We start from the raw sequence: 26,093 nt of genomic DNA, 5'->3' as shown, positions 1-26,093 counted from the left end.
ACTGTTTTAGTCTTTTGTGTTTTTCCAGGTTTCAAAGAGATTTTTCTGAGTGGGCCTATACTTGGGCATCCGAGTAAGTGGCTCACATTCTTTCAATGTTTGACGGCAATCCTCTGGTAACTGCTGATAAAGCTGCGTTCCTTTGGTTTTCCAGGCAATCATTTGATCAGATACGTCTTTTACAATCTTTGCTGGATTACCTACAACAACCTTGCGATCGGGAATGTTCATTTCTCCGGGAACAAAACATAAAGCTCCTACAATACATTCCTTACCTATTTGAGCATCATCCATCACCACCGCATTCATACCCACCAGGGTATTCTCGCCAATGGTTCCGCCATGCACAATAGCTCCGTGACCAATATGCGCTCCTGCTTTCAAGGTGGTTGTTTTACCAGGGAACAAATGAATCACACAGTTTTCCTGAACATTGCATCCATCTTCAATGATTATCTGCCCCAATCGCCACGGAGAACGGCACCAGGGCCGATGTAAACATCTCTTCCGATAATCACATTACCGGTAACATTAGCTTGGGTGTGTACATAAGCCGAAGGATGAACCACGGGCTTATAGCCATCAAATTCGTAGAACATAATCTCGATTTTACCGGCCAAAGAAAACAAAAGTTTCGACCGATTCGGAGGAAGCACTATCCTTTCCCCTTCCCTATTTTGAAAGTGTGAGACTCCCTGTCCATTCCTGCTCTCCCCATTTGAGCACGTAGAAATAGGTCCCGGCCCTGGCTTTGCCTTGATTCACAGATCCATCCCACTCCTGACGAGTTTCGCTGGATTCGAACACCAGTTGCCCCAGCGATTGTAAACAACAAACTCGGAGCAAGCTCTAAACTCGGGATTGCTGATGGGGTGAAACCAATCGTTGATCCCATCTCCGTCGGGCGTAAAGGCGTTGACCAGTTTCCAAAGTCCATCATTTCCGGTCACTTCATAGCTAAATGGAAGGGTATCGGTACAGGTACCGGCATATTGAACAATCAACTGGCCGGTTAAGGGAGAATAACCCACTGAGGAGGATGTCCAGGAATCACCGGAATAGGTTTGCCCATCGATCAGCCAGGTAATGGAGTCTGCTTCAGACAAGCCTTTTACATCCAGAAATACGGTGGAACCCTGGCAATCGGATTCTTCAAATTGCTCAATCGCTCCGGAAGTATCCATTACATGGGCTTGAATAATCATGGAGTCTTCTGAGAAACATCCACCGGATGCGGTGACTTTTAAACGGCCTTCAAACTCCGATCCTGGAATGATCTCAGGATAGGCGGCTGTTGGATCTGAAAACCGATGACTCGGGGTCCAGGCATAGGTGTAATCGGGTCGACTGCTCCCCGTCCAGTTAGCCTTGGGCCGATCGTTACAAAGTATCCATTGGTCGGGCAATTCAAACTGAGGCACCTCCAGTTCATCCATAACGATACTGTCCTGATAGGTGCAGCCCTCCCGCTCTACTTCATAGTGATAGACCTGGCCCGAGTACAGGTATCGACTCCTTTGAGCCCAATTGTCTTTCCAAATCAGCGTATCAAAAGGGCCGAGTCCATTTACCCAAGTGGAATCTCCGGCACAAAGAGCCGAGTCATTGACATTCATTCCCCTCAATTGGATGGAATCTATCCGAATGCTATCCACGTCAAACAAAGTATCACAAGCCCCCACAAAACCTTTGGTCACCCAGTAAATTCCCGGCCGGTTGACTTGGGTAGTAGAACCTGTGCTACCATCATTCCAGAGGTAAAAATCGCCTACTCCATGGGCAGAAATGTTCAATGGGTATTGGCAAACTTCTTGGGTATCTATGGGTTCATTCGGGAGGTAGTATCCATCGTAATCGGAACCACCACCCAGGTAACATATTTCAGTTCCCTGACTTACCGAAATATTGAATTGTCCATAGAATCCCTTCTCGCATTCAATAACCTGAAAATTGGTATCCGTTTGAATAGTAGCATAAACGTAGCCATTGTCTGCCGGAAAAGGTTGAAAATCGGCGCTGCGATTAACACCATTGATGGTTAGATCTTTTTCATGTCCGGCAGGGCAAATGAGTTGTAAGCCATTCTTGAACTTGGGAATGGTTTGATAATGCATAAAATAGCGATACTGAGGATAAACTACCGCTTTTTTGACCCGTTGAGAAGCCGGTTCAAGCTGCGTAAGTTCAGGATCGCATAGATATTGGGTATCCATAGGATTGGTATGAATCAAACGAAATACCTGGATGTTTTTATTGGAGTGAATTTTGACGGCCGAGGAATCATCAAATTGATGATACTCGCCTGCTTGTAAATTGGCCACTAACTGATTGTTGACGTACACATCCGTTTGGTTTTCCCACGCCATAACCCTGAAACGGTATAGAACGTGCCAGGGCATGGGCACATCATAATAGAGCGAATCTGAGTGGCGTTTGGGCATCATCATCTCATACAGGGTTTCGCCGGTGGCGGATGGTGTAAAACTGACGTAGGCAAACTTGGCTACAGAAACGGCAATCTTTCGATCCGCCGGCCCAGTGGCCCGAATCAAGGTTCCGGTAAGTTCAGTGGTTTTTCTTCTCTGTTCGTAAAATCCTCGGTTTCTAAATTGAAAACATTGCCCGGCATTGAGCAGAATTTTATAGGTATTACCCGGTAAAAGATTCCCTGAATGACTCGAGTCCGTGGGTGTAATTTCAATTGGGGTACTATCACATAAGGCCGTTATGGTAACCATACAAGCACCTCGATTCCGATCTGAATTCCGGTAGGAGCAAATCCGGTACTCCAGGCCGAGAAAATCGGTAGGCCAAACGGTCATCATGCCACCTCCCTTGAGTATTCCCTTCTTAAAAGCCACACTCACCGGTCGATCGCTCGTTATTTCCACCACTGTATCTTGAATGATTTCAAGAGCCATGGCCTGAGCCTGCAATGGCAAGGTAATTTCCCTACCCTCACCGGCCGGAACATAAACCTGTTGCTGGAAACCAATGGCCGAAACGGAAATGGTGCAATTGGCATCGTACGCCGAAGTGATCACCAAATGATTCAAGGAGGAATGCCTCGGACTATATTTAGCAGGTTCAGGAATGGAAAACACAAAGTGATCGCCTGCTGTGGAATACGGAGATTGTCCATGGACAGAGAAACTGCCCAAGAATAAAATCAATACAAAGCATTGAATGATTTTGACATAGATGGTCGTCATATCCTTTGGACAGCATGATGTCCAACACGTTGGGCAATTTCTGGTCAAAATCTACTTCAATCGGTTTTAAATACACATAACCACCTACTTATCAACCCATTAAACCTTTACATTTTTTATTCCCCCGCACTCCTTTTGGCCAATTTAAATTTTAATAGATCAGAATAGGGGTGGATTTGATTTCCGTTGTCATCCTTTAAAATCGTTACTTTTAAATCCGAACAAAAAATGAAAACACTCATGCTAGCAACGATCAGTTTAAGCTTACTTCTGCTAACCAATACCTCTTGCAGTAAAAACCACTGGAAATGCGTGGATGGCCAGGGAGAACTGGTTAAACAAGAACGTGTAGTTTCCGATTTTACCGGAATCAAACTCAAAATGTCGGGTGACGTTATCGTAACAGTCGACCCCAATGCTAAAACCCCAAAAGTGGAGGTAGAAGCCCAAGCCAATATTCAAGAGCACATCGATCTGGATGTTAACAGCAATACCCTGGTCATTGATAACGGCGAATGCATCAGAAATCATAAACGAATTACCGTACATATCACCACTGACGATCTATCCGAAGTTCGGGTAAGTGGTTCGGGCAATGTAGTGATCAACAATACCCTGGAAACGAATTCCTTTCATGCCTCCATCAGTGGATCAGGAGATATTCGTGGTCAAATTGTAAGCCAGGATGCTTCAGCGAGTATTGCAGGATCGGGTGATATTAATCTTAGTGGAACCACCAAAAACCTCGAGGTAAGCATTGCCGGGTCGGGTGAGTTTTATGGAAGAGCTTTGGAAGCTGCAAATGCCGACATGAGCATTTCCGGATCAGGAGATATCAATTGCCACGTGAGCGAGAATCTCGAAGTGAGTATTAGCGGAAGTGGTAGCGTAAACTACTTAGGTTCTCCTTCAATAGAGACGTCAATTGCAGGTTCAGGTAAAGTGAAGAAGCTGAACTAAACGAACTTTAACGCCATAAAAAAAGCCCGAGTCTTTTACAGATCTCGGGCTTTTTTTAGATTTATAGCTAATTATACCTTCTCGATAACCACGGCATAACCCTGCCCCACTCCAATACACATAGTACAAAGAGCGTAGCGTTTATTTTGCTTGTGCAATTCCAATGCTGCTGTATGGGTAATTCGAGTTCCAGACATTCCAAGTGGGTGACCAATGGCAATGGCACCACCATTTGGATTGATTCTCGGATCATCATCTGCCAAACCAAGTTTGCGGGTAACGGCTAAGGACTGAGCAGCGAATGCTTCATTCAATTCAATCACATCCATATCGTTGAGCGTTAATCCTGCCTTTTTCAAAGCCTTTTGGGATGCTCCTACCGGGCCAATTCCCATAATACGAGGCTCTACACCAACAACAGCCCAGCTAACCACACGTGCCAATGGAGTGAGGTTATGATTCTTTAAACCTTCTTCAGTAGCCATCAACATAGCCGCAGCACCGTCATTCAATCCGGAAGCGTTACCAGCTGTAACGGAACCTTCCTTTTTAAACGCAGGACGCAGTTTACCTAAAATCTCCATGCTTGATTTAGGCTTGATAAACTCGTCGTTAGCGAAAATGAGTGGATCTTGTTTTCTTCTAGGAATGGATACTGAAATAATCTCTTCAGCCAATCGACCGTTTTCCTGAGCACGAGTAGCTTTCTGCTGAGACCAAAGGGCAAATTTGTCTTGATCTTCACGGGAAATTTGGTACATCTCCGCCAGATTCTCGGCCGTTTGCCCCATTCCATCAGTTCCATACAATTCCTTCATCTTAGGATTGACAAAACGCCAACCAAATGAAGAGTCATGCATTTCCGCATCACGGCCAAAAGGCTTAGAAACTTTTGAAATCACCCATGGGCCACGGGTCATGTTCTCTACACCACCGGCGATGAACAATTCGCCATCACCACCTCTCAATGCACGGGCACCATGAACAATGGCAGACATACCACTGGCACACAAGCGGTTTACCGTTTCCCCTGGCACACTCCAAGGCAAACCAGCAAGCAACAAGGCCATACGAGCCACGTTTCTATTGTCTTCTCCAGCCTGATTGGCACAGCCCATAACCACATCTTCGATAGCGGCTGGGTCCACAGACTCGTTTCGGTTCATCAATTCTCTCAGCACCAAAGCAGCGAGATCATCTGTTCTTACCGGGGCTAAACTTCCCCCAAAATTTCCAATCGGTGTACGAATGGCATCAACAATAAAGGCTTCTTTCATCTTTTATTTTTCGTTCTTCTCGTTCTGTTTAACACCGTGTTCACTCCACAACCTCTTGCTTCGGTATACTGTTCCTTGAAAGGTGGCTACTTTTTCTCCAGATTCGAGAGATACTACCACTCGATAAGTCGCTATTCGGTTTGACCTATTTTCCTCAGTTGCCCGAGCTATCAAAACGTCTCCTTCCTTACACGATCGGTGATAGTGAATGGAGTTTTCAACAGACAAACATTGCTGACCATGCGAATTAGCCGCAAAGGCCAATGCACTATCCGCCAAGGCAAAGGCAATACCTCCATGCAAGATGTCAAAACCGTTAAGCATATCGTGTTTAACGGTCATTCGTAGAGTATTAGCACCATACTCATCCGAAACCCGTTCTATTCCCAACCACTGCGAAAATGGGTCGTTGGTATACATGAGGTCTACAATATGCTTGGGTTGTAAGTCGTCCACGGTTAATAATTTCGCCAAATTTAGGACATTGTAATTATTAAGTTTGTCGCTAACACCTTTTAAATAACAGAGGTTTTTGTCGGGTAACGGGTTTTATTTCTGTCTTCTTTTCGGACTGGTTTTTAGTGCATTTTCGGTACGTGCCCAGCACTTGGCTCCAGCTTCGGATAATTACCTTCCTACTCAGGGAGTATTGATCAATCCTGCACTGGCGGCAGATCCCTACCCCTACATCGACGTTCGAGTGGCTGGACTCTCGGGCGGTTTTCAGAACGATTTCTTCTATTTCGCCAAGGGTTCCCCGGCAATTTGCAGGACAATTTTGAAGCCGGTCGTCGCTACAATATCTACAGTGAAATAGATGCCTATGCCCCGGGGTTCATCATGGCGCACAAAAACATGGGCTTTGGACTCAATATTCGAGTACGCAACCATTTCATTGCCCGCAGAATGCCCTCCGATTTAATGAAATTTATTGACGAAGGCTGGAACTTTACTGATCAGCATGACATCGATTATGATGCGGATAATTTCTACGCCAAAAACTTTACCTGGGGCGAAATAGGGCTCAATTATGGCCAAATCGTATACAAACGAGGAGATCAAATCATCCAGGCCGGTGGATCACTCAAAATATTGAGTGGAATATCAAGCATTGGCATCCTCTCCGATAACCTGAATTACCGAGTAGATAGTTCGAACGTAACCTTCAATGAATTCACTGGAAAGATAGCCATTACCGATCCTGGATTTAATATCGGAATGGGGATGGGACTGGACTTGGGGATTGTTTACAAAAAAATGATCAACGACAACAACACCTTTTACCTGCCTCATAGCAAAATGAGTAAGTGTAAAATCAATCCCTACAAGTACAAAATAGGTGTTTCGCTGCTCGATTTAGGCTTTCTTCGATTCACCAAATCGAGTAACCACTATACGTTTGAGAATGATTCCGCCGTTTTCGTCGACCATGAAAACTTCAACATCGATTGGCCCACTGATATCAACCGACTGATTGAAGAGTCGGGATCCAATCCAACGCAAAAAACGAAGTTTACCTCTACCCTTCCCTTGGCGCTGAGTGCCCAGTTTGATTACAACTTTGAAAACAACATTTACGTGAACGCTACCCTGTTGATGGGATTTCGACAAAGCAATTTTATGGGCGGCGATCGAATCACACAGTTTACGGTTACCCCGAGGTATGAACACCGGTTTATAACCGTGGGTTTACCCGTCACTGTATTCCGCTACCAAGCACCTGGTGTGGGACTGCACGCCCGCTTGTGGTGGTTGACTTTGGGGACCAACAATTTCCTCCCATTCCTCTTTAGTTACGATGCCTATGGGGCGGATGCTTATTTTAGCTTAAACGTTCCTATCTTTCATTCCGGAAAGTGTAAAGAATACGAGCGAAAGAAAAGCGACTACTGCCCAAAACCGAGAAGAAAAATTAACATCAAAGGTTGGTTTAAGAAAAAACGCAAAACCTAATGGCCCAAAACGCACTATTTAGCCCAGACTATCTTCAATTCTTTAAGGAGCTGGCTGCCAATAATCACAAGGGATGGTTTGATGAAAACCGTAAACGTTATGAAAAGGAAGTCAAAAAGCCTTTTCAGCAATTTATCCAAGCCCTAATTGATCGGGTTAAGGAAGACGACAAAGAGGTAGAAATAGAACCGAAAGATGCCATTTTCCGCATCAATAGAGACATTCGTTTTAGCAAGGACAAGACGCCTTACAAACTCAACATGTCAGGAATTGTTTCCCCTGGAGGTCGCAAAAACAAAGAGGCTCCTGGACTTTATGTAGAAGCCGGTCCGGAGCATTTTCGAATTTATGGCGGGGTATATATGTTGGATAAAAACAACCTGGAAGATCTCCGTTTTCATATTGCGGCTCAAGGTCGAAAATTTGAGCAACTGATTAACGATAAAACGTTCGTCAGCCACTATGGAGAAATTCGAGGTGAAAAGGCGAAACGACTTCCCAAAGAGCTAAAGGAAGCAGCCGAAAAACAGCCCTTGATCTACAACAAAAATTTCTACTACTTCGCTGAGCTACCGCCCGAAACGGTAATAGCCGAAAATGTGGTGGATCAAGTGATGGAATACTACCACGCTGGCAAAGATTTGATGTATTTCTTTCGTCAAGTAATCCACTACTAAAACCAGCTCATGCTACGATTACTTTTTCTGCTCCTGATTATAAGTCAGGTTTCGTTTGCTCAAACCCGGTATTTCGATCCTTCTTTTGGCGTTGGGGTAACCTATGGCCGTCCTTACGGCGAATCCAATAAAAAGCAAGGTGAAGGTGGTGAAAAAATGGTCACTCTACTCATGGACGTTTACCAGCCACTAAACGATACTTTGAAGAATCGGCCACTGATCATCTTTGCCCATGGAGGCGCTTTTTTGATGGGAGACAAAAACAATTTCCCCATGGAAACCCTCTGCTCCCGATTTGCACAAATGGGCTATGTAACGGCCTCCATCAATTACCGCAAAACGTTTATCAAAGCGCCTACCGATCAGCTCTCTGGGGAAAAAACGGTAATTCGACCCATTCACGATATGAAAGCTGCTGTTCGCTATTTCCGAAAGTCGGTGGTGGAGAATGGTAATCCCTATGGCGTAGATACGAGCTGGATATGGGTAGGTGGAAGTTCTGCCGGAGCCATAGTAGCCTTACATGTTGCCTACTTGGATTCTCAGGACATCAAACACCTGGAGTTGAATTTAGACAACTGGGGCGGATTGGAAGGAAACAGCGGCAACCCAGGCTACTCATCCAAGGTTCACGGAGTCATCAATTTATGCGGTGCCATTGGCGATACTGCCTTTATGAACGAAGCCTTGCCCGTGATCAATATTCATGGTTCAGAAGATCCAATCGTTCCCGTAAACGATGATAGCATTCGCTACGATCTTCCTCTGGTCTACATTCCTCGGGTAAAACTTCAAGGCAGTGAATGCATCTATGCCCGAAACCTCGAGCACGACACGCCGAGTGAAATTCACCTTTTTCCCAATCAAGGTCACTGTCCGTATGACAAAACCCTGGACCGCAAACGATATCCGGTAAACATGGATATTACCGTAAATCTGATCCGCAATTTCCTTTATAATACCTACTGGAACACTGGACCTCCGGTAACCGATAAAAGCACCTCACACGCCACGGCAATCGATTGGGACTACAAGGATGGAACCATGCAGTTTTACCCGGTAGATAAAGCCGTTAAGAAGATCAAAATCTACGTGATGGATGAAAACTACGAGCGGATGAAGAAAAAGGTGTTGCGCAAAAAACTGAAAGCCTTTACCTGGAAGTATACACCGCCCGAAACACCTCACATTATCACCGTGCGATACAATGGTTTTTACCGCACCAAACACTACCCTACTCCTTGATCCATTCAGGTATTAACATCGTTTTGGTTGAGCCGGAAATTCCTACGAACACAGGGAATATTGGCCGACTTTGTGTAGGATTCAACGCTACCCTTCACCTCATTGGTCCTTTGGGATTTGAGATCACTGATTCCCGGGTCAAACGAGCTGGTCTCGACTATTGGCCAGACCTTAGTATTCATCAATATGCCTCCTTTGAAGAATGGCATCAGCAGATAGCAGACGAATCCCGAATTTTTCTCTTTACCACCCACACCGATAAAAGCTACTCACAAGTAGATTTTCAAGCTGGAGATTGGCTGGTGTTTGGAAAGGAATCGGTAGGATTATCGGCCGATATTCAGAATCGTTTTCAAGAGCAATTGGTCACCATCCCCTTCCCAGGAAAAGTACGAAGCTTTAATCTGTCCAATGCCGTTGCTATTGCCCTCTCGGAGGCCAACCGACAGTTTACTCTTTAACGAAACGCGTAATTCGGGTATAGGATTCACCCTTTTTGATTTTCAAGAGGTATACTCCAGATTCCAAATGACCTACCGAAAGCTTAGTTGTACCCGATAGAGGCTCACTTTCGATTCCAGAAACCAATTGACCCGAGGTAGAATAAATCTCTACCTGGTAATAATTCTCATCGGTTTCAATCGTCAAGAAATCCCGGGCAGGATTTGGATAGGCCATCCACAAGTTATCGTCTTCCAATTCTGGCGTAGTCAAGTATTGGTGTACACCTTCCTTAACCGTGTTTTGATAGGATAAAATCCAAAGATCAGGGTCAATGACTACCGAGTCTGGCTTGTAACCAATCACCCGACTAACCGTCTGATTGTTTCCGGTGTGCGCAAAAATGATATCCTGTCTTTTACCCTGATGGTACAAAGCGATGGGCACGTTCATTTCAAAAAAGTCTACCGAAGAATGGCTTTGGTCCTGGTCCAAATCCAGCAAAATTTTGTCCCCTACAACTCTCCAAAACAAGCTGTAGCGAGGATACCCCTGCCCGTAGTACCAATCATCGAAGAACTCAGTAAGATCAAGCCCCGAGGTAGCTTCTAAGTGTCCTTTTAGATTTTCAGTGCGTACGAAGGAGTATTTCAATTGCGGATCGTTCAAGTAGTTTCTTACTCCTTGGTAAAAGTCTTCATCACCACAAACGTAGCGGAGCATGTGAACCAGGTAAGCCCCTTTCTTATAAGTTAATCGGCTACTAAACACCCGGTTGCGCGAGGTTGTATCGTCTATCCAAACAGAACCTCTGTTGCTCGACGCAATATCTCTGATCGTTGCTTTTTTCCATTCTTGCCAGCCCAAATCACCAAATCCTGCTTCATAGGTCAATCCCGTGAGGTAACTGGCGAAACCTTCGTTCAACCAGATGTCTTCCCAGCGCCCACAGGTTACCAGGTTTCCAAACCACTGGTGAGCCAACTCATGTGCTACCAGGGGCTGATTTAAATCTAACATGGTCGACATGGTTTGATGTTCCATTCCGCCACCAATATCAGTCTGCATGTGGCCGTATTTTTCCTTATCAAAAGGATAAGGACCAAATAAGGAATCGAAGAGGGCAAAAGTTTTTTCCAAATGCAAGGCTGCGGAATCCAACCAAAAAGTATCCGATGGTAGCAGGTAGTCCTGCATTTTCAAGGTTTTGCCTCGGTAGTTTAAGGTATAATCGTAGATTTTGTATTGAGCTACGGAAAAGGCGATCAGATAATTGACAATGGGATAACGGTGTTTCCAATGTGTGGTAGCTCGGGCTCCATTAACCTGACGACTCTGAAGTAATCCAATGGTGGCTGCCTCAAAAGAAGCGGGTGCATGGATAATCATATCCACAGAATCGATTTTGTCGTGTAAATCCACTTTACATGGCCACCAAAACCGTGCTCCATCTGGTTCAGACATGGTCCAAACCATGTAATTACCCCGATTATCAGCGTACGGGTTGAAATAGATGTAACCACTCCAATCGTTACTACTGTGTGGATTTCCTCGATAGAAAACCTGTGAAGTCAATCGAGTTCCCACCGGAATGGATTGGGGTAAAATGATTTCGATTTGGTTATTCTGGTGGTTGACCTGGCTAATCTTTGCTCCATTCACATAAACGGAATCTACATGCATATCCGATCCGTTAATCAGATCGAAAAACAGGGTATCCATGGCTCTTTTTTCAACGGTAAGCCCTGTAGTCACATTTCCTTCGATCCAGGCTGAATCAGGAAAAACGCTTACCTCGATGCGATGGTAATCAATGTTGTAGTTGTCAATATAGTGACCATGAACCACCTCCACACCAGCGGAGTTCATTTCACCATACCAAAGATCCTTTTCTTCAGGATTGATTCCAACTTGCTGAGCCTGTAGGCTCACCACCGAAAGACACAAGGCAAAAGCCCCAATAAGATTTCTGAACATAATTCCGTATTAGTTCCGCAAATATGCCAGAAATAACGGAATTAAAACGTAACGTTTATCAGGTGGTAATAAATGGTGTGGAAACCGGCTTTAATCAGGCTTTCGCCAAAGCTTCACTCAGTACAAGCATACACGAAAACATCTTCGCGATTTTGTCTTCAGACAAATTCAAATACTCTTCTGAGAAGAACTCATCGGCCAGGTAGGAGGCCAAAGCGGCTTGAGTAGAAGCACCAATCATGTTGTTCAACTCTTCTTCCTCACTTTCTTCAGGGAAGGACAATACTTCGTTGAACAAACCATCCATTTTCTCTTCAAGATTTTTCAAATCTTCTTCTGAAAGGGTACTCAAAGAATCATTCTTGGACAGCTCAATGGCGTGCCAAATAATCATGGTTAAATAGAACAGGTCCTCAGCGGCTTCTTCATTCTCCAACCCTTCTCCAACTCCTACAACGAAACCCATTACAAAGGGCTGTTCTTTAGAGAGTTTTTCAAAGAGGTTGTTCAGCTCCGGCCCCTCCATATTTTCCAGATGCTCAATGGCCAGGTCGATGGCGTTGTCGGTAACTATCAGATCTTTCACGTGCATGCTTTTGGCGTTTATAACCCGAGACAAGTTAAAAAATTATATCTGTAAACAAAAAACTAACTATAGAATTTGACGTTGTCATTACTCATCCTTTTCAGCAATACACTCGGACGGTAGCGATCTTCGCCATATTCTTCCTGAAGGTCTTCCAATTGGTTCAATACATGATCCAATCCAAGCTCATCAGCCCACTTCAACAAACCTTTCGGGTAGTTTACCCCTTTGGTCATGGCGATATCCAAATCTTCTTTGGACGCAACCCGCAAATACAAAGCATCTACAGCCTCATTAATCAGCATCGCCAAAATTCTTGAAGTGATCTTCTTGGCCAGCTTTGGATCTGTATCTGGGGTAGGCTTTTCAGCACCTTCGTCGTAATCATAAAACCCACGTCCTGACTTGCGACCCAATAACCCGGCTTCTACCAAACGCTTTTGAGAAAACGATGGTTTGTAGCGAGGATCAAAATAAAATTCTTTGAAAACGGTTTCCGTAACCGTGTAGTTAACATCGTGTCCGATGAAATCCATTAATTCAAAAGGCCCCATCCGGAAACCTAAATCCTTCATAGCTTGATCAATGGTTTCTGGCTCGGCCATGCCTTCCTCGTAGATACGAATAGCTTCACTGTAGAAAGGACGAGCAACACGGTTTACGATAAACCCAGGGGTATCTTTTGCCACAGCAGGAGCCTTTCCCCAATCCAACATCAGTTGTCGTAAGGTATCGACCCATTTTGCATCCGTGGTAATAGCTGGAATAATCTCCACCAAAGGCATCAAAGGAGCCGGGTTGAAGAAGTGTAATCCTACAACACGTCCTCTATGCTCGCAAGCCGAGGCAATGGAAGCAATAGACAACGAAGAAGTATTTGTTGCCAAAATACACTCCTCGCTTACCAGGTTTTCGATTTTGCGAAATACCTGTTTTTTAATGTCCAGGTTTTCAATGATGGCTTCTACCACCATATCGCTATCCTCTACTCTACCTAATTCAGAAGTTAACTCAATTCGACTGAGAATCGCGGTAGCATCCTCTTCGGTCAACCTTCCCTTTTCAACCAGACGGTTCATGATTTTTTCCAATCGTGAACCCGCTCGATTAAGGGCATCTTCGTTGTTATCGTAAAGGGTTACTTCGTGTCCGTGAGTGGCAGCGATCTGCGCAATTCCGGTACCCATGGCACCAGATCCAATAACGCTTACTTTATTCATCTGTGTTTTTCTATCAGGCTCCTTTAAAAGCGGGTTTTCTTTTTTCCAGGAAGGCATTTACTCCTTCGCTATAATCGTGGGTTTGTCCGGCTTCGGTCTGTAAATCTCGTTCGCTATCCAATTGAGCAGCTAAATCCTGTTCCTGAGATAGTTGAAGAGCTTTTTTAGTCAAGGCTAAACCACGTGTAGGCATCTTAGCTAAACGGGCACCCAGCTTCATGATTTCGGCTTCAAATTCCTCATCTGGAATACTGCGGTAAATCATGTTCATTCGTTCGGCTTCGTCGGCCTTAATCTTATCCCCCAACATCATTAGAGCCGAGGCCTTTTGCCAACCGATTAATCGAGGTAGAAAATAGGTACCTCCGGTATCTGGCACCAAACCAATGGCACTAAAGGCTTGAATGAAGGAAGAAGATTGGGTTGCTACAACGATGTCGCAGGCCAAGGCCAGGTTAGCACCGGCGCCGGCAGCCACTCCATTTACCGCGGCAATTACTGGTTTTTCCAAAGCAGCAATTTTTAATACCATGGGATTGTAATGCTGATCAACAATGTTGGTCAATCCAGGTCCATTAGGATCAATAGCTTCGGCCAAATCTTGTCCGGCACAAAAAGCTCTTCCCTCTCCGGTGATCAAAACCGCACGAATGGAATCATCCTGAGCACAGGTGTCCAATTTTTCTTGCATGGCCAAAGCCATTTCGCGGTTAAAACTGTTCAATTTATCGGGTCTGTTCAATCGAATTACGGCCAGACCATCCTGAATTTCAAAGCGTATGGATTCCATTGTAATTTGCCTTTAGGTAGGCTGTAAAAGTATTAAAATGAATGAGCCAAAACGCCTGTAGTGACAAGAAATTGTGGCGGAAAAGAGCGTTTTTTACGAAGCGTTACAAAAACGAAAAATTGAATGAAAATGAATCGTCATATTCACTTCACAAGAAAACACTTAATCTACTGCACTTCAAATAATTAATCAAAATCTAATGAGGCAGTTCCGTTGTATATGTGAACAATTTCCCGAATATATTCCTAACCCTCATTTTGAGCCAATAAGGAACATCCTATAAAAGACAAAACTGAAAGTAAAATGAATGGAAGCCCCTTCTTCCATGAGAATTAGGCTTAAAGAATCGAATTGGAATGGTGAAATCGAGAATGGAATCTTTGAAATTTATCTAACAAAGAAGCAGCTCGGCTACTAACTCGATGGCGATGCAAAAGGTGACTTCGGCTACTACACATAGCACCTCAACGGCCACCTCTCCTGCTTTGTCCCACTTAGCTTTTCGGAGTCCCTTTTTCTTATCCACCATTTTTTTGGCGTGGGACTGATGGAAGGGCTTAATCGGACCATCATCATCTCCATTTTCCAAAGATTCAACGCTTAGCTCCTGACTCGGAGATTCGGTCGTCCATTCGGTATAATCTTCCGGAGATTGGCTGGTAGAAATGGCATCAGCATTGGCCGAGAGATACATACTCGGGTACAGTGCTAAAAGAAAAAAGAGTGTTAGAATCTTCATAACGGTCAGTATTTCAGGTGCAAGATACGAATTTTGATGATCAATCTCGGATCTCGGATCTCGAATCTCCAATCTTGAATCTCCAATCTTCAGTCTTGAATATCGTTTCTCGACTCTCGCATCTCAAATCTCCAATCTCGACTCTTCGCTTCTCAAAACTTGAAGATTCAAGATTAAACGTTGAAGATTGAAGATTCTAAATGCACTTAAAGTAGTCGAATGTCTCTAAGCAGTTATTGCATTTGTACAGAGACTTACAGGCCGTAGATCCAAATTGGCTGATAAGTTGGGTATCTCTGGAGTCGCATTGGGGGCAGGCGACGCTTTTGGGACCGGATGCAAAGAGTACTCCTTTGTCGTGGGTTCCCTTTTCGGGTGGAGCAATACCGTATTTTCTCAGCTTTTCACGGGCTTCATCACTCATCCATTCAGTGGTCCACGCAGGATCGTAAACCGTATTAATATGAATGGAATCGTAGCCTTCCTTACCTAAGGTCGTACGAATATCTTTCATGAAGGCCTCCGTAGCCGGACAGCCTGAATAGGTCGGTGTAAGGTCGATGATAATTTGAGCATCATCTCCGATAGAAACTCCTCGGATAACGCCTAACTCAACAATGGAGATAACAGGAATTTCGGGGTCCGGAATGGTATTTAAAATACTCCGGACCCGTTGAATCATTCCTTGTTTTTCTTCCGCTGTCATGGTTTACCAGGATGCGTCTGGGTAAGCTCTTGCCAGGGTTTGGAATTCAGCCAAAATGTGGCCCATAGCTTCACTATGACGACCTTGACGTCCTCCACTGGCAATCCAGTTATCTTCAGGCGTCTCAAGAGTAGCTCTTTCGATCACTTCTCTCAGACGAGCTTCGTAAGCTTCTTTCAAACTGGCAGGATCAACGATAATACCGGCATCGATAAGCGTTTGCTCCACCTCATCTACTTCCATCATTTCGTGACGGTAAGACCAGGCATAGTTCAACGCGTCCTGCATTTTGGTATGACTCTCTTCTGTTCCATCTCCCAGACGAACTACCCACTCCGAACTGTGTCTCATGTGGTAGGCCAATTCTTTACGGGCTTTAGCTCCGTAGGCAGCCAACTTTTCGTCCGGACTTTTAGCCAACTCGTCACACAGCATCCAATTATAAGTTGAATAAAGCATGATGCGGGCCATGGTATCAGCGAAGTTTCCATTGATCAATTCCACCAACCAAACCGATTGAAACTCATGTTCATTGCGTAGGTAAGCAAAATCATCTTCGGTTCTTCCCTTTCCTTCTAATTCGCCAGCTTGGGTGTATAGAATTCGGCATTGACCGAAAAGATCCAGGGCCATATTGGAAATAGCGATATCCTCTTCCAGAATAGGTCCTTTGGCGCACCACTCCGTGAGGCGGTGACCAAAAATCATAGCATTATCTCCTTGACGGAGACAATACCTCATTAATGCTTCTTTAATTTCCATCTCTACCCGGTTTTAAATGTGTTTGGCGCCTTCTGGCATAACATAGAAGGTAGGGTGACGATAAATTTTATCGTTACTTGGATCGAAGAATGCTTCTCCATCTTCAGGAGTGGATGAAACAATGGCGTCAGAGGGTACTACCCAAATCGAGGTTCCTTCCATTCTACGGGTATATAAATCCCGTGCATTTTGCAGCGCCATTTCAGCGTCGGCGGCATGAACGCTTCCAGAGTGCTTATAAGGCAATCCAGTTTTACTTTGTACAAATACTTCCCAAAGGGGCAATTGTGTGTCGCTCATAGGTCTCGTTATAATTCGATTGTTAAGCTACTTGTTTTTTGTCCTGTTGTTTTTTGGCGTAGGCTACGGCAGCCTCTCTTACCCATTGACCATCAGCATGAGCCTTCTTGTGATTGTCCAATCTTTGCTTGTTGCAAGGACCATGTCCACCGACTACTTGCCAAAATTCTGTCCAGTCAATTTTTCCCCAGTCATACTGACCTTTTTCCTCATTCCATTTCAAATCAGGATCCGGAATGCTTAGACCAATAACTTCGGCTTGCTGAACCGTTTTGTCAATAAATTTTTGCCTCAACTGGTCGTTAGACTCACGCTTGATCTTCCACTGCATGGATTTGGCCGAGTGTGCCGAATCCGAATCATGTGGACCAAACATCATCAACGATGGCCACCACCAGCGATTCAAAGCATCCTGTGCCATAGCTTTTTGCTCGGGGGTCCCATTAGCCATAGTGGCCATGATCTCGTACCCCTGACGTTGGTGAAAACTCTCTTCCTTACAAATTCGTACCATACCTCTGGAATAGGGTCCATAAGAAGTACGCTGCAAAGACACCTGATTAACAATGGCCGCACCATCAACCAACCACCCTACTGCACCAATATCGGCCCAGGTAAGTGTTGGGTAATTAAAGATGGAGGAATATTTTGCTTTTTGCTGATGCAGAAGATCCAACAACGTTTCTCGAGAAACGCCCAGGGTTTCGGCAGCACTGTACAGGTACAACCCATGACCGGCTTCATCCTGAATTTTGGCCAGCAAAACTACTTTCGACCGTAGACTCGGGGCCCGTGTCAACCAGTTGCCTTCTGGCTGCATACCAATAACTTCTGAGTGGGCGTGTTGAGAAATTTGACGAACCAGATTCTTCCGGTATTCCTCCGGCATCCAATCTCTTGGTTCTATCTTCTCTTCACGATCTATTTTGGCTTCAAAAGCCGCTAATTTTTCTTGCTCTTCCATATTTACATTAAAGTAGTAAAATGTTGCTACAATGTTAACCAATATTTCCATGCTCAACAACCCGAAAGCCGGGCTACAGCATGACTTTGATCATCTAATCCTATGATTTTTAGACAATAGAGAGAGATAATTGTTATAAATGATGATAATATTATTTTTGCACGCTGTTTTTGATCAGGAAAACCCAAAGAAGTTATGTTTTACAATTTGACCGTTAAAGAAGTAAAGAAGGAAACTCCAGATACCGTATCCGTATCGTTTGATATTCCAGACAATCTGAAAGAGCATTTCCGCTATACTCAGGGGCAATACCTGACTTTCAAAAAAAATCTCTTTGGAGAAGAACTACGTCGCTCTTATTCACTTTGCTCGAGCCCAGTTACAGATAACGAACTTCGAGTGGCCATTAAAGAAGTGGAAGGTGGTCGTTTTTCAGGCTACGCGAATAGCAAGCTTTCTGCTGGCGATGTATTGGAATCTATGACTCCCATGGGCAACTTCTTTACCGAAGTAAAAGAAGGACAAAAAAAGAACTACGTATTCTTTGCAGCCGGAAGTGGGATTACTCCGGTTATCAGCATCATCAAAACCATTCTGGCGGTTGAAACTGAGAGCACCGTGCTTTTGGTTTATGGAAACCGAGATAAGAACTCTATCATTTTCAAGGACGAATTGAGTCAAATCAAAGAAGCTCACGGCGATCGTTTGACCATGGTTTATGCTCTGAGCCGAGAAACGGAAGTGAATGGCGCTATCAATAGCCGAATCACTCCTGCGATATGCCCTGAGATAAATACCCGATACGGAACTTTGTATCAGGCAGACGAATACTTTTTGTGCGGACCGGAAGAAATGATTCAGTCGATAACCGATCATTTGAAATCGTCCGATGTCAACGCCGACAAAATTCACTTCGAATTATTCACTACTCCAGTGACTGCTCCTGAAACAAATGAAGATGATGCATCAGAAGAAATTACTTCAGAAGTGATGGTGATTATGGATGATGAGGAATTTGAATTTCAACTAAGCAGCAAAGGAGAATCCATTTTAGATGCTTCGATCGAAGCCGGTGTAGACGCCCCTTTTTCATGTAAAGGAGCCGTGTGCTGCACGTGCAAGGCCAAGGTTGTGGAAGGTTCGGCTCGAATGGCTATGAACTATGCTTTGGATGATTACGAAGTACAGGAAGGATACATCCTTACTTGCCAGGCCCACCCAACTAGCGAAAAGTTGGTGGTGGACTACGACGTCATCTAAAGGTTGCTGTAACCCTATATTTCATTTCGGCATAATTGCCGCCTCGGTTTATGTCTTGCCTTTTTTTGGGTAGGAAATACCCTGAATTGGTTTTGATTTCAGGTAGCGCCATATTGGGGCGATCATCCAAGTCATTTGCAATCAACATGAAATACGATTTCCAGGGCTATATCTGGTGATATGTCCCGATTTCACAAGTAGGACAAAGTCCCGAAATACGAGTACTTAGTAGCCATTTGACGGCATTTTACTACCTAAATTAGGGTATTCGACGAGTTTTAACAATTTTCTTTGAAATGTCTGCCCGGTTCCATTTAGAGGCTAACCCACTCATTTTACAACCATTACAGGGTCTCGATTAGAGAATATTAAAAAATCGATAAAAAATCATCAAATAAGATGACAAACATCACCAAACCCCTACCCATCCTGGGGGCGTATACCCTCGGGGACTTCCTTTTTTGAGGAGGTTCCAATGGTTACTTTAATTAAATAACAAAAATCAAATTTATGTTTAAACGATCCTTAGGTTGGCTGGCAGCTCTTGCACTTTTGCCAGGCATCCAATCATTTGGTCAAGGACTCGTGAAGGATTACTCTTTCACCTCGACCAAAGGAACCTACACCCCTTTGAGTGGTGGGACTCAGGTGAGCGCCATTCACGGCGACTCCAAAATGAGCGCCTCTATCTCTTTGGGATTCAGCTTTACCTACGATGGAAACACCTACACGCATGTGAAGGCTAGTTCCAACGGATTCTTGCAGCTGGATACAACCAAAACCAGCAGCCGTACCACCAATGACCTCAATGGGGTCAATGAACCGATCATCGCACCGTTGTGGGACGATTTAGATGGTCGGGCAAGCAATAGCGCTTCTGCAGCTTCGTATACAGTCACCGGTACCGCTCCTAACCGAGTATTTACCATGGAGTGGTTGAAATGGGAATGGAGATATAACTCCACCGACTCCGTCATTTCTTTTCAAGCCAAATTGTACGAAACTTCGAATAAGATTGAATTTATTTACCGCCCGGAAAGTGCTCCTGCAACGCCCTCTGCTTCTGTAGGATTGTGTGGACTGAACACCGGAGTTGGTACCTTTTTATCCTTGAACAGTTTAGGAGCTAATCCAACTGTTTCAAGCACCACAGAGTACAGCTCTTTGAACAGCTTACCAGATTCAGGAAGAACGTACGCGTTCTCACCTCCCACCTGTTTGGGTGTTTCTCAAATGAGAGATACACTTCCTGGAGCTACCTTCATGAGCATCCTGTTCAACTCATCTGCTTCCGTAGGATCTGTCTACCAAGCTGAATGGGGAACTGCAGGTTTTACTCGTGGATCAGGAAACAGTATTAATGGAACAACTACTGCAGGAAGTACAAGAATCAACTTGACAGGTCTTACAGAAGCTACTTCTTATGATATCTACATCAGAGAAGTTTGTGCTCCTACGGATACTTCAGGTTGGAATCTTTACACCTTCTCTACCCTTTACCCAAATCCACAACAAAACAATTTTGTTGGATTTAATGGAAGCAACTTATCTACTGTTTTTCCAGGATGGCGTGAAGCTACCAATTGGCCTACCCCTACCGGGACATCATCCTCTTGGGTAAGCTCTACCACCTCCCAACAAAATGCTTTGGGACAGATTACCGCCAAGATAAACCTATACACTACTACGCGTGACGAATGGTTGATTAGCCCAAGATTTTTGGCATTGAGCACTGACTCTTTGAAGTTCAAGGCTGCTTTGACCAATTACAACAATGGCTCAACAGACAAAATGGGTAGTGATGATACCGTTAAGGTACTTATCTCCGAAGATGGTGGACTTTCTTGGACTCAGTTGATGATGTTCGATTCCATCAGCGCACCTTCAAATTCTCTTCAGAAGTATTCTTTGAGCTTGAGCGCTTATGCAGGTAAGGCTATTCAAATTGCGTTCTACGCACAGGATGGACCTATCGATGATTCAGAGGATTACGACTTCCACGTTACGGATATTTTCATGGGAACCCCTCCTACCATTGACATGGCGGGTATCGATGTGCGCACCGCTAACGGATGTTTGACTGCGAATGAAACCGTATTTGCCATTATTGAAAATAAGGCCAGCGCAACTATTCAGTTTGCGTCTAACAACACTACTGTAGGTGTAGCTATTTCAGGTGCTGGAACAGGTACTTTGAGCACGACTCTTTCAAGTGACTCTCTGCAACCTGGAGATACACTTCATGTAAACGTTGGAACCTTCAACTTTTCTACTGTAGGTAACTACGATTTGAAATCCTATGCCATTGTGAACAATGATGGAGATTTGACCAATGACACTTCAAGTGTTATGACTTTCGTTCAGGACTCCACCTACGCAATGCCACAAGAGGCTGACTTTGCTGCCTTTACTGGATCCAATATGCCAAGCGCTCAGCCAGGATGGCGTGAAGCCTCTGGTGCGAATTCCCCTAGTGGAACTTCCTCTGCTTGGCTTGCCTCAAATACTACTCAAACAACAGCTTTGGGTCAAAAAACAGCTAAGATCAATCTTTACACTGATTCGCGTAACGAATGGATCATTAGCCCAAAAATGACAGCCAGCGCAACAGATACTCTGTTCTTTAAGGCAGCTCTTACAAACTACAACAACGCAGCCATCGATTCCATGGGATCAGATGATAGCGTTAAAGTATTGATCTCTGACGACTGTGGATTGAGCTGGACTCAGGTTATGGTGTTCGACAAGAACAACGAGCCTGGAAACTCTTTGACTGAGTATAAGTATGCCTTAGGTTCATACGCTGGTTCTTCTATCTATGTAGCTTTCAAAGCTCAAGATGGTCCAGTTGATGATTCAGAAGACTACGACTTCCACATCACTGATATTTTTATTGGAACTCCTCCTACCAAAGACTTTGGTGTAGTAGAGGTAATTGCTCCTTCAGGAAATCAGTGTGGTAGCGATTCTACAGAAGTTATCGTTGTAGTTGAGAACTTCGGAATCAATGCTCAAACTAACGTAAGTGTTTCTGCTGCTATTTCTGGAAGCTTCACCGCTACCTTAACTGGTACAGTAACTTCTCTTGCTCCTACCATGCTGGATACTATCTCTTTGGGATGGGTTAACACCAAATTGGGTGGAACCATGGACATCACCGCTTACTCCAGCCTTACTGGTGACGAAGACAACAGCAATGATACCTTGAAAGTAACTGGAATTGGTTTCGGAGCTATTCCAAATACTCCTTCTGCAAGTAACATTAACGTTTGTTCTGGTGTTGATACCATGCTGATTGCTGGTGGTTCTACGAACGGTTTCCGTTGGTACAACATCAAAAATCCTGATTCTGTGATCCACACAGGTGATACTTTGATGCTTAACCAAGTATCGATGACGGACACATTTGAAGTAGAAGGTTTTAACTTTACTACTGATCAAGTTGGTCGTACCACTCCTCCATCAGGAAGCTTCCTCACCGGTGGTGCTGGATGGGGTCTTGGATTTAACGTAAATTCTCCTTCAGTACAAATCGATAGTGTAACTATTTACCCTACCGGTAGTGGTTGGGTTATCGTTGAAGTAAGCGATTACTCAGGTACTCCTTTGTACCGCGCAGATACGGTATTTATTACCGGTGGTTCTTTGAATCCAATGCGTATTCCTGTTGGTTTGACTGTTCCTTCTGGACAGTACAAAATGACCATGGATTACTCAGGTATCACCAATATGGGTCGTGAATCAGCAGTTTTCCCATACAGCAGTACTTTGGGAGAAGTTGAAATTATCGGAGGAAGTACCGGTACCGGTAACCCTACCTCTTCTAACTACTACTGGTTCTACGACTGGGCTATTACCATTCCACAATGTCCTTCTGATCGTCAGCAGGCCATCGTAACTATTTTGCCATCTCCAATGGTGAATATTGGAAGCGATAGCTCTTTCTGTGCTGGAAGCAATTTCACTTACACTTTAGATGCTACAACTCCAGGATCATCTTACCTATGGCAAGACAATTCTATCGGAGCTACTTACGCTGCTACAACTCCTGGTACTTATTGGGTTGATGTAACGGGTGGTAATGGATGTGTAACTCGTGACTCTGCAGTTATCGGATCTTATGCTCTACCTACTGTTTCCTTCCCTGACCCAGCAGACGTTTGTGCCAATGCAGACAGCTTGACTTTGACTGGTGCTATGCCAGCAGGTGGAATGTACAGCGGTACTAATGTGGCTAATGGCAAGTTTATCCCAACTCTTGCTGGAGCTGGTGTAGACACACTTTACTACTCCTTTACAGATACTAACAACTGTATGAACATGGATACAGCCCACATCAATGTGGACACTGTACCCGTAGTTATGGCAAGTGCTATTCCATCTCTATGTGTGGGTGGAAGCCCTGCTACTTTGACCTTTGGTTCTCCAATGGGTGGAGTTTACTCCGGTAACCAAGTAAGCGGTGGAGCTTATGATCCGGTAAGCGTAGGTATGGATACCTTGGGCTACCGTTTTGAAGATTCCAACGGTTGTGCTGACTCTACTACTGCTGTTGTAACTGTAAATGGTCTTCCAACAGTAACCATGGGTCCTCTTAGCGACGTTTGTGAGAATGCTCCTCAGTTCAACCTTTCTGGTGGAATGCCAACAGGTGGTACTTACATGGCTTCAGGTATTAACCTAGGTGGAATGTACGATCCATCTCAAGTAGGTGCTGGAATGGACACCGTAGTGTATACTTACACAGACGGAAATGGCTGTATGAACTCTGATTCTACTACCATGACTATTCTTCCTTCTCCAGTAGTAGCTTTTGCTCTTAACGCCTTTGCTTGTAGCAACGATACCATGAGAACCTTGACCGAAGGAACACCTATCGGTGGTACCTACTCAGGTCCTGGTGTTACTGGAACAAACTTCAACGCAAGTGCAGCTGGTACAGGTAATCAGCAATTGACTTATAGCTTCATGGCTCCTAACGGATGTTCTGATAGCGCTACAGGGTCAATTACTGTTGAGGCTGCTCCTACCTTCAATTTTGTAGGTGAGTTGACCAGTTGTGGTTCTTCTCCGATCATCATCACTACTGATGCTAACGGAATGGATCATGCCTGGAGCGACGGAACCAATGGTGATAGTCTTACCACTACTACTTCTGGAACTGTATCAGTAACCGTTACTGATCCTAGTACTAACGAAAACTGTTCTACTACCGATTCAGTTGTAGTTAACTATGACGCCATCTGTGTGGGTATTGATGAACGATTGGCTGGTAGCGATGTACGTTACTTCCCTAACCCAAGTAATGGTCAGTTTAGCTACGAGCTAAAAGGATTTAGCGGGTTGGATGTAACCGTTACCATCGTTGGAACCAATGGTCAGGAAATTTACCGCGACCAATGGACCAATGTGAGCGAATTGCACCAGGGTCAAATTGATTTGCAGCACGTGAACAACGGGTTGTACTTCATCCACCTTTCTACTTCGAAAGGAATGGTTACCCACCGCATTTCGATTGCTCACTAAGTATTGAGTTATATAGGAATATGAAAAGGGCGCCGATTGGCGCCCTTTTTTTATGCCCTTAGGGCTCTTTCTTACCATCCCATTTTAGCGCTAATATTTGTAGCATTTCCAGGCATTGTAGCAATTGGAATTAGACGGCCCAAAAACAAATTACAAGCGCTACCTTTGCGTCCATGTCTGCACCTCTTGCCGAACGACTACGCCCCAAAAATCTGGATGATTACATGGGTCAAAAACACCTGGTAGCTCCAGGTGCCGTATTGCGCAATTCCATCGATAATGGATTGATCCCTTCCCTAATTTTCTGGGGTCCTCCCGGAGTGGGTAAAACCACTTTGGCATCCATCATTGCTGAATCGATGAAGCGACCATTCTATACTCTATCGGCCATTAACTCGGGAGTAAAGGATGTGAGAGAGGTCATTCAAAAGGCAGAAAAGCAACAGTTTTTTGGCACCAACAACCCCATCCTGTTCATTGATGAGATTCACCGTTTTTCCAAATCCCAACAGGACTCTCTCCTGGGCGCAGTGGAAAAAGGAACGGTTACGCTAATTGGTGCCACTACCGAGAACCCCTCATTTGAAGTAATTTCAGCCTTACTATCCCGATGTCAAGTGTACGTGCTCAAGTCCTTTGAAAAAGAGGAAATGACCGACCTGCTGGAGACCGCGCTGAAAAAAGACGAAATTCTTAGCAAACAAAACATCAAACTTGAAGAATCGGAAGCCCTGATTCGCCTTTCCGGAGGAGATGCCCGCAAATTGCTAAACACCTTAGAAATTGTGGTCAACAATCTATCTCCCAAAGAGAAAAATGTGACCATCACCAATGAAAAGGTGACCAATAGCATTCAGCAGAATACCGTCCTCTACGACAAGACGGGAGAGCAACATTACGACATCGTGTCAGCCTTTATCAAATCGATGCGTGGAAGTGATCCGCAGGCAGCGGTCTATTATTTGGCCCGGATGATTGAAGGTGGCGAAGACCCCAAGTTTATTGCTCGGCGTATGCTGATTTTTGCCTCGGAAGATATTGGATTAGCGAATCCAACAGCCTTGGTCATGGCCAATACCTGCTTTGATTCGGTTACAAAAATTGGTTATCCGGAATGTGAAATTATTTTATCCCAGGTAGTTGTGTACCTGGCCACTTCACCCAAGAGCAATGCTACCTACAAGGCGATCAAAGAAGCTCGGCAGTTTGTGCGACAAACCGGAGACCTCTCCATACCCTCTCCATTCGGAATGCTCCAACGAAACTGATGAAGAAACTGGACTATGGTAAGGACTACCAATACGCACACAATTACGAAGGAAATTTTGTGCCGCACGAGTTTCTTCCCGAAGAAATAAAGGGCACCACATTCTACCAACCTGGGAACAACCCCAGAGAAGCCGACATCAAAAAGAGGCTAACACATTGGTGGAATGATAAATACAAGATCTAAAAAAGCCTTTTACATTTCTGGTTTCTCCAGGTTTTTTACCTACTT

20 protein-coding genes and 2 pseudogenes are annotated in these 26,093 nt (G+C 44.5%); 8 read left to right on the top strand and 14 right to left on the bottom strand.

Annotated features, from left to right (window positions below):
• Nucleotides 1–6: 6 nt before the first annotated feature.
• From KFE98_15565 to KFE98_15555, 3 genes and pseudogenes are all read right to left on the bottom strand, one after another.
• Nucleotides 7–599 (bottom strand): annotated as a pseudogene (locus KFE98_15565) (transferase hexapeptide repeat family protein).
• A gap of 73 nt (nt 600–672) precedes the next feature.
• Nucleotides 673–807, bottom strand: a complete 135-nt coding sequence (locus tag KFE98_15560) for a gliding motility-associated C-terminal domain-containing protein (GenBank protein UTW61416.1) — start codon at nt 805–807, stop codon at nt 673–675.
• Nucleotides 762–3,212: a hypothetical protein gene (locus tag KFE98_15555; GenBank protein UTW61415.1), complete on the bottom strand. Its 2,451-nt coding sequence runs from the start codon at nt 3,210–3,212 to the stop codon at nt 762–764. The genes KFE98_15560 and KFE98_15555 overlap by 46 nt, the downstream gene beginning before the upstream one ends.
• Before the next feature lie 228 nt (nt 3,213–3,440).
• Between KFE98_15555 and KFE98_15550 the strand changes: the two genes are divergently transcribed.
• Nucleotides 3,441–4,172 carry a DUF2807 domain-containing protein gene (locus KFE98_15550; protein UTW61414.1) on the top strand — a complete coding sequence of 244 codons (732 nt, stop codon included), beginning with the start codon at nt 3,441–3,443 and terminating at the stop codon, nt 4,170–4,172.
• 71 nt (nt 4,173–4,243) lie between these two features.
• Here the strand turns inward: KFE98_15550 and pcaF are convergent, their stop codons facing one another.
• Together pcaF and KFE98_15540 are read right to left on the bottom strand one after the other, a co-directional pair.
• Nucleotides 4,244–5,449: a 3-oxoadipyl-CoA thiolase gene (pcaF, locus tag KFE98_15545; protein UTW61413.1), complete on the bottom strand. Its 1,206-nt coding sequence runs from the start codon at nt 5,447–5,449 to the stop codon at nt 4,244–4,246.
• A 3-nt stretch (nt 5,450–5,452) separates the two neighbouring features.
• Nucleotides 5,453–5,869, bottom strand: a complete 417-nt coding sequence (locus tag KFE98_15540; protein ID UTW64727.1) for a hotdog fold thioesterase — start codon at nt 5,867–5,869, stop codon at nt 5,453–5,455.
• A gap of 345 nt (nt 5,870–6,214) precedes the next feature.
• Between KFE98_15540 and KFE98_15535 the strand changes: the two genes are divergently transcribed.
• From KFE98_15535 to KFE98_15520, 4 genes are read left to right on the top strand one after another with little or no spacing between them, the layout of a single operon-like run.
• Nucleotides 6,215–7,402 carry a hypothetical protein gene (locus KFE98_15535; protein ID UTW61412.1) on the top strand — a complete coding sequence of 396 codons (1,188 nt, stop codon included), beginning with the start codon at nt 6,215–6,217 and terminating at the stop codon, nt 7,400–7,402.
• Nucleotides 7,402–8,079: a DUF2461 domain-containing protein gene (locus KFE98_15530; protein ID UTW61411.1), complete on the top strand. Its 678-nt coding sequence runs from the start codon at nt 7,402–7,404 to the stop codon at nt 8,077–8,079. The genes KFE98_15535 and KFE98_15530 overlap by 1 nt, the downstream gene beginning before the upstream one ends.
• Before the next feature lie 9 nt (nt 8,080–8,088).
• On the top strand, nt 8,089–9,324 hold the full coding sequence (locus tag KFE98_15525) for an alpha/beta hydrolase (protein UTW61410.1): 1,236 nt from the start codon (nt 8,089–8,091) through the stop codon (nt 9,322–9,324).
• 11 nt (nt 9,325–9,335) lie between these two features.
• Nucleotides 9,336–9,785 carry a tRNA (cytidine(34)-2'-O)-methyltransferase gene (locus tag KFE98_15520; protein ID UTW64726.1) on the top strand — a complete coding sequence of 150 codons (450 nt, stop codon included), beginning with the start codon at nt 9,336–9,338 and terminating at the stop codon, nt 9,783–9,785.
• On the opposite strand, the gene KFE98_15515 is transcribed toward KFE98_15520, so the two are convergent.
• The 9 genes from KFE98_15515 to paaA form a co-directional block, all read right to left on the bottom strand.
• The gene (locus KFE98_15515; protein ID UTW61409.1) at nt 9,775–11,742 is read right to left on the bottom strand and encodes a T9SS type A sorting domain-containing protein; all 1,968 of its coding nucleotides are present in this window, start codon (nt 11,740–11,742) and stop codon (nt 9,775–9,777) included. The genes KFE98_15520 and KFE98_15515 overlap by 11 nt on opposite strands.
• 94 nt (nt 11,743–11,836) lie before the next feature.
• Nucleotides 11,837–12,328: a hypothetical protein gene (locus KFE98_15510; GenBank protein ID UTW61408.1), complete on the bottom strand. Its 492-nt coding sequence runs from the start codon at nt 12,326–12,328 to the stop codon at nt 11,837–11,839.
• A 62-nt stretch (nt 12,329–12,390) separates the two neighbouring features.
• Nucleotides 12,391–13,548: a 3-hydroxybutyryl-CoA dehydrogenase gene (locus KFE98_15505; protein ID UTW61407.1), complete on the bottom strand. Its 1,158-nt coding sequence runs from the start codon at nt 13,546–13,548 to the stop codon at nt 12,391–12,393.
• A gap of 13 nt (nt 13,549–13,561) precedes the next feature.
• A complete protein-coding gene (locus KFE98_15500; GenBank protein UTW61406.1) occupies nt 13,562–14,338 on the bottom strand; it encodes a 2-(1,2-epoxy-1,2-dihydrophenyl)acetyl-CoA isomerase in 777 nt (258 codons plus the stop codon).
• Nucleotides 14,339–14,729: 391 nt separating this feature from the next.
• Entirely contained in the window at nt 14,730–15,077 is a 348-nt protein-coding gene (locus KFE98_15495) for a hypothetical protein (protein UTW61405.1), read from the bottom strand.
• A gap of 196 nt (nt 15,078–15,273) precedes the next feature.
• Entirely contained in the window at nt 15,274–15,783 is a 510-nt protein-coding gene (gene paaJ / locus KFE98_15490) for a phenylacetate-CoA oxygenase subunit PaaJ (protein UTW61404.1), read from the bottom strand.
• A 3-nt stretch (nt 15,784–15,786) separates the two neighbouring features.
• Nucleotides 15,787–16,545, bottom strand: coding sequence for a phenylacetate-CoA oxygenase subunit PaaC (paaC, locus tag KFE98_15485; GenBank protein ID UTW61403.1), 759 nt, complete (start codon nt 16,543–16,545; stop codon nt 15,787–15,789).
• 12 nt (nt 16,546–16,557) lie between these two features.
• Nucleotides 16,558–16,845, bottom strand: a complete 288-nt coding sequence (gene paaB / locus KFE98_15480) for a 1,2-phenylacetyl-CoA epoxidase subunit B (GenBank protein ID UTW61402.1) — start codon at nt 16,843–16,845, stop codon at nt 16,558–16,560.
• A gap of 22 nt (nt 16,846–16,867) precedes the next feature.
• On the bottom strand, nt 16,868–17,809 hold the full coding sequence (paaA, locus tag KFE98_15475; GenBank protein UTW64725.1) for a 1,2-phenylacetyl-CoA epoxidase subunit A: 942 nt from the start codon (nt 17,807–17,809) through the stop codon (nt 16,868–16,870).
• 195 nt (nt 17,810–18,004) lie between these two features.
• On the opposite strand from paaA, the gene KFE98_15470 reads away from it, so the two are divergent.
• The 3 genes and pseudogenes from KFE98_15470 to KFE98_15460 all read left to right on the top strand — a co-directional run bounded on the left by KFE98_15470 (nt 18,005) and on the right by KFE98_15460 (nt 26,048).
• The gene (locus KFE98_15470) at nt 18,005–19,069 is read left to right on the top strand and encodes a 2Fe-2S iron-sulfur cluster binding domain-containing protein (GenBank protein ID UTW61401.1); all 1,065 of its coding nucleotides are present in this window, start codon (nt 18,005–18,007) and stop codon (nt 19,067–19,069) included.
• A gap of 510 nt (nt 19,070–19,579) precedes the next feature.
• Entirely contained in the window at nt 19,580–24,595 is a 5,016-nt protein-coding gene (locus KFE98_15465) for a T9SS type A sorting domain-containing protein (GenBank protein ID UTW61400.1), read from the top strand.
• Between the two features lie 173 nt (nt 24,596–24,768).
• Nucleotides 24,769–26,048 (top strand): annotated as a pseudogene (locus KFE98_15460) (replication-associated recombination protein A).
• Nucleotides 26,049–26,093: the final 45 nt, after the last annotated feature.

It is taken from the genome of bacterium SCSIO 12741, assembly GCA_024398055.1.
Taxonomy (GTDB): domain Bacteria; phylum Bacteroidota; class Bacteroidia; order Flavobacteriales_G; family Salibacteraceae; genus SCSIO-12741.
This window is presented reverse-complemented; position numbering and strand designations above follow the sequence as displayed.

Excerpts from the sequence above, each read along its gene's own strand:
- KFE98_15530 (UTW61411.1), top strand. The coding sequence starts at position 7,402 with ATGGCCCAAAACGCACTATTTAGCCCAGACTATCTTCAATTCTTTAAG.
- KFE98_15555 (UTW61415.1), bottom strand. The coding sequence starts at position 3,212 with ATGACGACCATCTATGTCAAAATCATTCAATGCTTTGTATTGATTTTA.
- pcaF (UTW61413.1), bottom strand. The coding sequence starts at position 5,449 with ATGAAAGAAGCCTTTATTGTTGATGCCATTCGTACACCGATTGGAAAT.
- KFE98_15505 (UTW61407.1), bottom strand. The coding sequence starts at position 13,548 with ATGAATAAAGTAAGCGTTATTGGATCTGGTGCCATGGGTACCGGAATT.
- paaC (UTW61403.1), bottom strand. The coding sequence starts at position 16,545 with ATGGAAATTAAAGAAGCATTAATGAGGTATTGTCTCCGTCAAGGAGAT.
- paaA (UTW64725.1), bottom strand. The coding sequence starts at position 17,809 with ATGGAAGAGCAAGAAAAATTAGCGGCTTTTGAAGCCAAAATAGATCGT.
- paaJ (UTW61404.1), bottom strand. The coding sequence starts at position 15,783 with ATGACAGCGGAAGAAAAACAAGGAATGATTCAACGGGTCCGGAGTATT.
- KFE98_15470 (UTW61401.1), top strand. The coding sequence starts at position 18,005 with ATGTTTTACAATTTGACCGTTAAAGAAGTAAAGAAGGAAACTCCAGAT.
- KFE98_15540 (UTW64727.1), bottom strand. The coding sequence starts at position 5,869 with ATGTATACCAACGACCCATTTTCGCAGTGGTTGGGAATAGAACGGGTT.
- KFE98_15495 (UTW61405.1), bottom strand. The coding sequence starts at position 15,077 with ATGAAGATTCTAACACTCTTTTTTCTTTTAGCACTGTACCCGAGTATG.
- KFE98_15515 (UTW61409.1), bottom strand. The coding sequence starts at position 11,742 with ATGTTCAGAAATCTTATTGGGGCTTTTGCCTTGTGTCTTTCGGTGGTG.
- KFE98_15525 (UTW61410.1), top strand. The coding sequence starts at position 8,089 with ATGCTACGATTACTTTTTCTGCTCCTGATTATAAGTCAGGTTTCGTTT.
- KFE98_15500 (UTW61406.1), bottom strand. The coding sequence starts at position 14,338 with ATGGAATCCATACGCTTTGAAATTCAGGATGGTCTGGCCGTAATTCGA.
- KFE98_15550 (UTW61414.1), top strand. The coding sequence starts at position 3,441 with ATGAAAACACTCATGCTAGCAACGATCAGTTTAAGCTTACTTCTGCTA.
- KFE98_15465 (UTW61400.1), top strand. The coding sequence starts at position 19,580 with ATGTTTAAACGATCCTTAGGTTGGCTGGCAGCTCTTGCACTTTTGCCA.
- paaB (UTW61402.1), bottom strand. The coding sequence starts at position 16,845 with ATGAGCGACACACAATTGCCCCTTTGGGAAGTATTTGTACAAAGTAAA.